The organism is uncultured Rothia sp., assembly GCF_937976295.1.
Lineage (GTDB): Bacteria > Actinomycetota > Actinomycetes > Actinomycetales > Micrococcaceae > Rothia.
The window spans coordinates 26,895-33,272 of the sequence record NZ_CALJRY010000158.1 but is presented as its reverse complement, the minus strand read 5'-3'; the positions used below and the strand labels follow the sequence as shown (position 1 = coordinate 33,272).

General features: G+C 60.6%; 5 protein-coding genes. 2 read left to right on the top strand and 3 right to left on the bottom strand.

Features of this window, described 5'->3' with window-relative positions; all coding sequences use genetic code 11:
* The coding region (locus Q0216_RS10625; RefSeq protein ID WP_366139814.1) for a hypothetical protein at positions 1 to 218 on the bottom strand (218 nt) is incomplete at its 3' end.
* Here Q0216_RS10625 and map point away from each other — a divergent pair.
* Together map and ppgK are read left to right on the top strand one after the other, a co-directional pair.
* On the top strand, positions 198 to 1,016 hold the full coding sequence (gene map, locus Q0216_RS04355) for a type I methionyl aminopeptidase (RefSeq protein WP_298593223.1): 819 nt from the start codon (positions 198 to 200) through the stop codon (positions 1,014 to 1,016). The genes Q0216_RS10625 and map overlap by 21 nt on opposite strands.
* 147 nt (positions 1,017 to 1,163) lie before the next feature.
* Positions 1,164 to 2,015 (top strand): polyphosphate--glucose phosphotransferase, encoded by an 852-nt coding sequence (gene ppgK, locus Q0216_RS04350; RefSeq protein ID WP_298593221.1) that lies wholly within the window; start codon positions 1,164 to 1,166, stop codon positions 2,013 to 2,015.
* Positions 2,016 to 2,131: 116 nt separating this feature from the next.
* Here ppgK and nrdR read toward each other — a convergent pair whose 3' ends face one another.
* Both nrdR and dnaE read right to left on the bottom strand, forming a co-directional pair.
* Positions 2,132 to 2,587, bottom strand: coding sequence for a transcriptional regulator NrdR (nrdR, locus tag Q0216_RS04345; RefSeq protein WP_005506525.1), 456 nt, complete (start codon positions 2,585 to 2,587; stop codon positions 2,132 to 2,134).
* A gap of 196 nt (positions 2,588 to 2,783) precedes the next feature.
* Positions 2,784 to 6,326 (bottom strand): DNA polymerase III subunit alpha, encoded by a 3,543-nt coding sequence (gene dnaE, locus Q0216_RS04340; RefSeq protein ID WP_298593220.1) that lies wholly within the window; start codon positions 6,324 to 6,326, stop codon positions 2,784 to 2,786.
* Between the last annotated feature and the right edge of the window lie 52 nt (positions 6,327 to 6,378).

Sequence of the window (6,378 nt, the reverse complement as noted above, 5' to 3'; positions counted from 1 at the left end):
TCGAAGGCTTCTTTTTTCTGTAAGAAGTACGTAATGAGTTTGTCTAATTGTGCATCTGAAACTGTTTTACTATCTCCTACAGCTATTACTGTAAGCTGTTGGGTGGTAGTATCACTTGAAGGCATCCAGATACATAGTTCTGTAGCTTTTGAGAGAGATAATTTTTTAAGAAAGTATTTATTTCTATTTTTATTCCCATGCGCCCGGTCCCCTCGCACATTGTTCGCCCCGAGTACGTGGGTAAGCCCACCGCCAACGAGGGTAACGACTCGAACATGTACACCCCTGAGGAAGTTGAGCGGGTTCGCGCAGCCGGCAAGATCGCGGCAGGCGCCATCGTTGAAGCATCCAAGATTTGCGTGCCCGGCACCACCACCGACGAGATTGACGTGCTGGTCCACGAGTACATTTGCGACCACGGCGCGTACCCCTCCACCGTGGATTACCGCGGCTACCCCAAGTCCGTGTGCACCTCCCTGAACGAGGTCATCTGCCACGGCATCCCGGACTCCACCGTGCTGGAGGACGGCGACATCCTCAACCTGGACGTCACCGCATACCTGGACGGCATGCACGGCGACACCAACAAGACCCTGCTCATCGGCAATGTAGACGAAGAGTCCCGCCTGCTGGTGGAGCGCACCGAGGAGTCCCTGAACCGTGCGATTAAGGCTGTGAAGCCGGGCCGCCAGATCAACGTGATCGGTCGCGTCATTGAGAAGTACGCGGCACGTTTCGGTTACGGCGTGGTTCGCGACTACACCGGTCACGGTGTGGGTCGTGAGTTCCACTCGGGCCTCATCATCCCCCACTACGATGCGGCGCCCGCCTACGACACCGAGATCCGTGAGGGCATGATTTTCACCATCGAGCCCATGCTGACCCTCGGCACCATCGAATGGGACCTGTGGGATGACGACTGGACCGTGGTCACCCGCGACCGCAAGCGCACCGCACAGTTCGAGCACACCCTCGTGGTGACCGCTGACGGCGCGGACATCCTCACCCTGCCCTAAAGCACAGACCTCTGGGTTTCCTGCCCCGCAGGTACGACTTGTGCAGGTACGAACCCAGCACCTCACTTTTATATCAGTTCACCCACTAACAAACCCGCCCGCTCCCTTAGGTTACACGGCAGTAGGCGGGGCGAAAGAGAGAAAACCATGAGCGATTACGCAGAACCCGGCGTCATCACCGAACTGCCCGCACCCACCCCCAAGGACCTGCAGATTGGTGTGGACATTGGAGGCACCGGCATTAAGGGCGGCATCGTCGACCTGCGCACCGGCAACCTCGTGTCCGACCGCTTCCGCATCGACACCCCCAAGCCCGCAACCCCCGCCGCTGTGGCTGAGGTTGTACGCCGCGTCGTCGACGAGCTGCAGGGCCGCGACCTGGCGCCGGACCCCGAGTCCGCTGTCGGCATCGACTTCCCCGCAGTGGTGAAGAACGGCATGGTCTTCTCCGCAGCGAACGTGGACGACTCCTGGATTAACACCGACCTGGAGCAGGTCATGAGCGAGGCGCTGGACGGCCGCACCGTCTACGGCCTCAACGACGCTGACGCAGCAGGCCTGGCTGAGGCAACCTACGGTCAGGGCCGTAACCGTGACGGCCTGATCGCTGTCATCACCCTGGGCACCGGCATCGGCTCCGCCCTCATCAACGACGGTAAGCTGATCCCGAACACCGAGCTGGGTCACCTGGAGATTGACGGCCACAACGCCGAGTCTCAGGCTTCCGCTCGCGCGCGTGAGGTGCACGAGCTGTCCTGGAAGAAGTACGGCAAGCGCCTGTACCGCTACTTCGAGCACGTTCAGATGCTCTTCTCCCCCGACCTGTTCATCATCGGCGGCGGCATCTCCAAGAACCCGGAGAAGTTCATGCCCTACTTTGAGGATCAGATTCGTACCCCCATGGTCATGGCTGCCCTGCGCAATAACGCCGGTATTGTGGGTGCGGCACTGTGGGCTGGCGGCATGCTGCCTGAGCGTAAGCGCCGCGGCGAAGCGTAAAGTGTAGCTACAGCTCAAGAGGCTGTTCCTGAGATAGTTATCTCGGGAACAGCCCCTTTCTGTATGCCGCCGCTCATATAGCGGCGGCTGAGCTCATTAGCTACTTGCTTAGAAATTTACTGGGCGATGCGGTCCTCACGCAGACGCGCAATCGCCTCCTCAAAGTCTTCAAGGTTCTCAAACGCCTGGTACACGCTCGCAAAACGCAGGTAGGCGACCGCGTCCAGCTTCGACAGCGGCTCCAGGATGGTCAGACCCACCTCGTGCGCGTTAATCTCCGCCAGGCCGCGGGCACGAATCAGCTCCTCAACTTCCTGGGCGAGCTTCGCCAAATCGTCCTCACCCACGGGGCGGCCCTGGCATGCCTTACGCACGCCGGCGGCAATCTTCGAACGGTCGAAGGGCTCGGTCACGCCGGAACGCTTAATCACCGAAATGGTGGTGGTTTCAACGGTCGTGAAGCGGCGAGCGCAGGAGGTGCACTGGCGGCGGCGGCGAATTGCGGCGCCGTCATCGGTGGTGCGGGAATCCACCACGCGCGAGTCGGTGTGCTTGCAATAGGGGCAGTACATTCGTTTCTCCTTGGCTGGGCGCTAGCGCCCGCGTATACAGCGCTCAAGAATATTTATACCTATTCTACCGTGATATACAGCGGATACACCGTATGTTGTGAGTGAATATACGCTCAGGGTGGACTCTGCTATGCAGAATCCACCCTGTCGTTCCCCTCATGGGGGCGTTGTTAGTATGCGTTGTTAGCGCACGTTGTTAGCGTCGAATGCAGCTCGGACCGAAAATCGTCTTGATTTCACCGAAGAGGCTCGGGTTCGGTTCCACGCGCACACTCGGGTCCAGCAGCACCAGCTGCTCCTTATCGCGGGTACGCACGAGCATGCGCACATCCGCGGTGCCCTTGTGGTCGCGCAGGGTCTCCTTCAGCTCCTTCAGGTTCGCCTCGGTCACCAGGTACTCGGGTACCACGATGGTGATGGGTGCGGCGCGGCCGTCATCGCTGATTTCCAGGATTTGCAGTTCCTGGGCGCTCATGTTCACGCTGCCGTCGTCGCGGCGCTGCACGCGGCCACGAATCGAGCAGATGAGGTCGTCCGCCAGGGCGGCGCCCATCGTCTCGTAGGCGCGGGAGAAGAACATGACCGTAATGGTTGCGCCCGAGGGGTCTTCCAGCTCCACGGAGGCGTACTGGTTACCGCTGGACTTGGCGATACGGCGCGAAACGCCGGTGAGCATACCCGCAATGGTGACGGTTTCGCCGTCGCGCACGTGCGAGTCTTCGCCGATAATGTCGTGCACCGAATGGCTTGCAGCATCCGAGAGCGCACGCTCCAGGCCACGCAGCGGGTGGTCCGAAACGTACAGGCCCAGCATGTCGCGCTCAAAGTTCAGCTTCTCGCGGCGGTCCCATTCAGGAACATCAGGAATGGTCACGGTCAGCTCATCGCCCAGGGCGTCATCCATGCCGAGGGAGCCGAAGAGATCGAACTGACCCGCCGCCTCCTTACGCTTGACCGCCACGGCCGCGTCCACTGCCGCCTCGTGAATGAGGGACAGCGAACGGCGCGTATGGCCCAGGTCGTCGAAAGCGCCCGCCTTAATGAGCGATTCGATGGTGCGCTTATTGCACACCTGCAGCGGCACCTTCTTCAGGAAGTCGTTGAAAGACTCGTAGCGGCCCTTCTCCTCGCGGGCGGCAATCATGCCTTCGACCACGTTCGCGCCCACGTTACGGATCGCGCCCATACCGAAGCGGATATCGTCACCGACAGGGGCGAAGGTCAGGGTGGACTCGTTCACATCCGGTGCGAGCACGGTAATGCCCATGGCGCGGCACTCATTCAGGTACAGCGCGAGCTTGTCCTTGTTATCGCCCACGCTGGTCAGCAGCGCAGCCATGTACTCCTGCGGGTAATGCGCCTTCAGGTACGCAGTCCAGTAGGACACCAGACCGTACGCGGCCGTGTGCGCCTTGTTGAACGCGTAGTCAGAGAACGGCAGCAGAATGTCCCAGAGCGCCTTAATAGCGCCCTCAGAGTAGCCGTTAGAAATCATGCCGTCGTGGAAGGTAGCGTACTGCTTATCCAGCTCCGCCTTCTTCTTCTTACCCATCGCACGGCGCAGCAAGTCTGCCTCACCCAGAGTGTAGTTCGCGACCTTCTGAGCAATCGCCATAACCTGCTCCTGATACACAATCAGGCCGTAGGTGGTGTCCAGAATATCCTTCAGCGGCTCTTCCAGCTCGGGGTGAATCGGCTCAATCTCCTGCTTACCGTTCTTACGCAGAGCGTAGTTGGTATGCGAGTTCGCACCCATCGGGCCCGGACGGTACAGCGCCAACACTGCCGAAATGTGCTCGAACTCCTCGGGTTCCATGAGCTTGAGCAGCGAGCGCATCGGGCCGCCATCGAGCTGGAACACGCCGAGGGTGTCACCGCGCGCCAGCAGACGGTACGATTCGGGGTCATCCAGCGAGAGGGACTCAAGGTCCAGGTCAATGCCTCGGTTAGCCTTAATGTTCTCCACCGCATCAGAGATGATGGTGAGGTTACGCAGACCCAAGAAGTCCATCTTGATCAGGCCCAGACCCTCACAGGTGGGGTAATCGAACTGGGTAATGACCTGGCCGTCGGCCTCGCGGCGCATCACGGGGATCACGTCCACGAGGTCCTTGCTGGACATAATCACGCCCGCAGCGTGCACGCCCCACTGACGCTTCAGACCCTCCAGGCCCTTCGCGGTTTCGAACACCTGGCCGTAAATCTTATCGACCGGGTCCTCAATGAGGGCGCGCAAATCTGCCGCCTCGGCGTAACGTTTATCCTCTTCGTTGTACACGTTCGCCAGGGCAATGTTCTTACCCATGACGTCCGGCGGCATCGCCTTGGTGAGGCGCTCGCCGACCGAGTACGGCTGGTCCATCACGCGGGAGGCGTCCTTGAGCGCCTGCTTCGCCTTAATGGTGCCGAAGGTGACGATCTGCGCGACCTTCTCTTCACCGTACTTTTCGGTCACGTAGTCGATGACTTCGCCGCGGCGACGATCGTCAAAGTCCACATCGAAGTCGGGCATGGAGACGCGGTCCGGGTTGAGGAATCGCTCGAAGATCAGGTCGTGCTCGAGCGGGTTCAGGTCGGTAATACGCATCGCGTACGCGACCATGGAGCCTGCACCGGAGCCACGGCCGGGACCCACGCGAATACCGTTGCGCTTCGCCCAGTTGATAAAGTCGGCGACCACGAGGAAGTAGCCGGGGAAGCCCATGGAGGTAATAACCCCCACCTCGTACTCTGCCTGCTTGCGCACGGTGTCAGGAACGCCCTGCGGGAAGCGGTAGTGCAGGCCCTTCTCGACCTCCTTCACGAACCAGGATTCCTCGTTTTCGCCCTCGGGCACGGGGAAGTTCGGCATGTAGTTCGCCTTGGTGTTGAACTCCACGTTGCAGCGTTCAGCGATTTCGAGGGTGTTCTCGCACGCGCCGGGAATATCGCCAAACAGGGCATACATTTCTTCTGCCGAGCGCAGGTAGAAGTTATCCGCATCGAACTTGAAGCGCTTGGGGTCGGTGAGGGTCGAGCCGGACTGCACGCACAGCAGCGCCGCGTGGGCGGTGTGGTCTTCCTGGCGGGTGTAGTGCAGGTCGTTGGTGGCGACGAAGGGCAGGTTCAGCTTCTTGGCGAGGCGGTGCAGGTCCTCCTGGACGTTGCGTTCAATGTCCAGGCCGTGGTCCATGACCTCGCAGTAGAAGTTGTCCTTACCGAAAATATCGCGGAAGTCGCTCGCCGCCTGGAGCGCCTCGTCGAACTGGCCCAGGCGCAGGCGCGTCTGAACCTCACCGGAGGGGCAACCGGTGGTGGCAATCAGACCCTTCGAGTAGGTCTGCAGCACCTCACGATCCATGCGCGGCTTGTACAGCTGACCTTCCAGCGACGCAATCGAGGAGGCACGGAACAGGTTGTGCATGCCCTCGGTGGTTTCAGCCCACATGGTCATGTGGGTGTACGCGCCACCGCCGGAGACGTCGTCGCGGGAGCCGTCGCCCCAGCGCACACGCGAACGGTCGGTGCGGTGCGTACCGGGGGTCAGGTACGCCTCCACACCGATGATGGGCTTGATGTCGTGCGCTTTAGCCTGGCGCCAGAAGTCGAAGGCACCAAAGAGGAAGCCGTGGTCGCTGGTCGCCATGGACTTCATGCCGAGTTCTTGAGCGTAGGTGAACAGGTCACCCAGGCGCGCGGCACCATCGAGCATGGAGTACTCGGTGTGCACGTGCAGGTGCGTAAATTCTTTGGTTGCCACGGAAATCTCCTGGAGGTGTGGGCTGGAGGATGGGCGGTGAATGTGAAGCTGT

Excerpts from the sequence above, each read along its gene's own strand:
- map (WP_298593223.1), top strand. The coding sequence starts at position 198 with ATGCGCCCGGTCCCCTCGCACATTGTTCGCCCCGAGTACGTGGGTAAG.
- nrdR (WP_005506525.1), bottom strand. The coding sequence starts at position 2,587 with ATGTACTGCCCCTATTGCAAGCACACCGACTCGCGCGTGGTGGATTCC.
- ppgK (WP_298593221.1), top strand. The coding sequence starts at position 1,164 with ATGAGCGATTACGCAGAACCCGGCGTCATCACCGAACTGCCCGCACCC.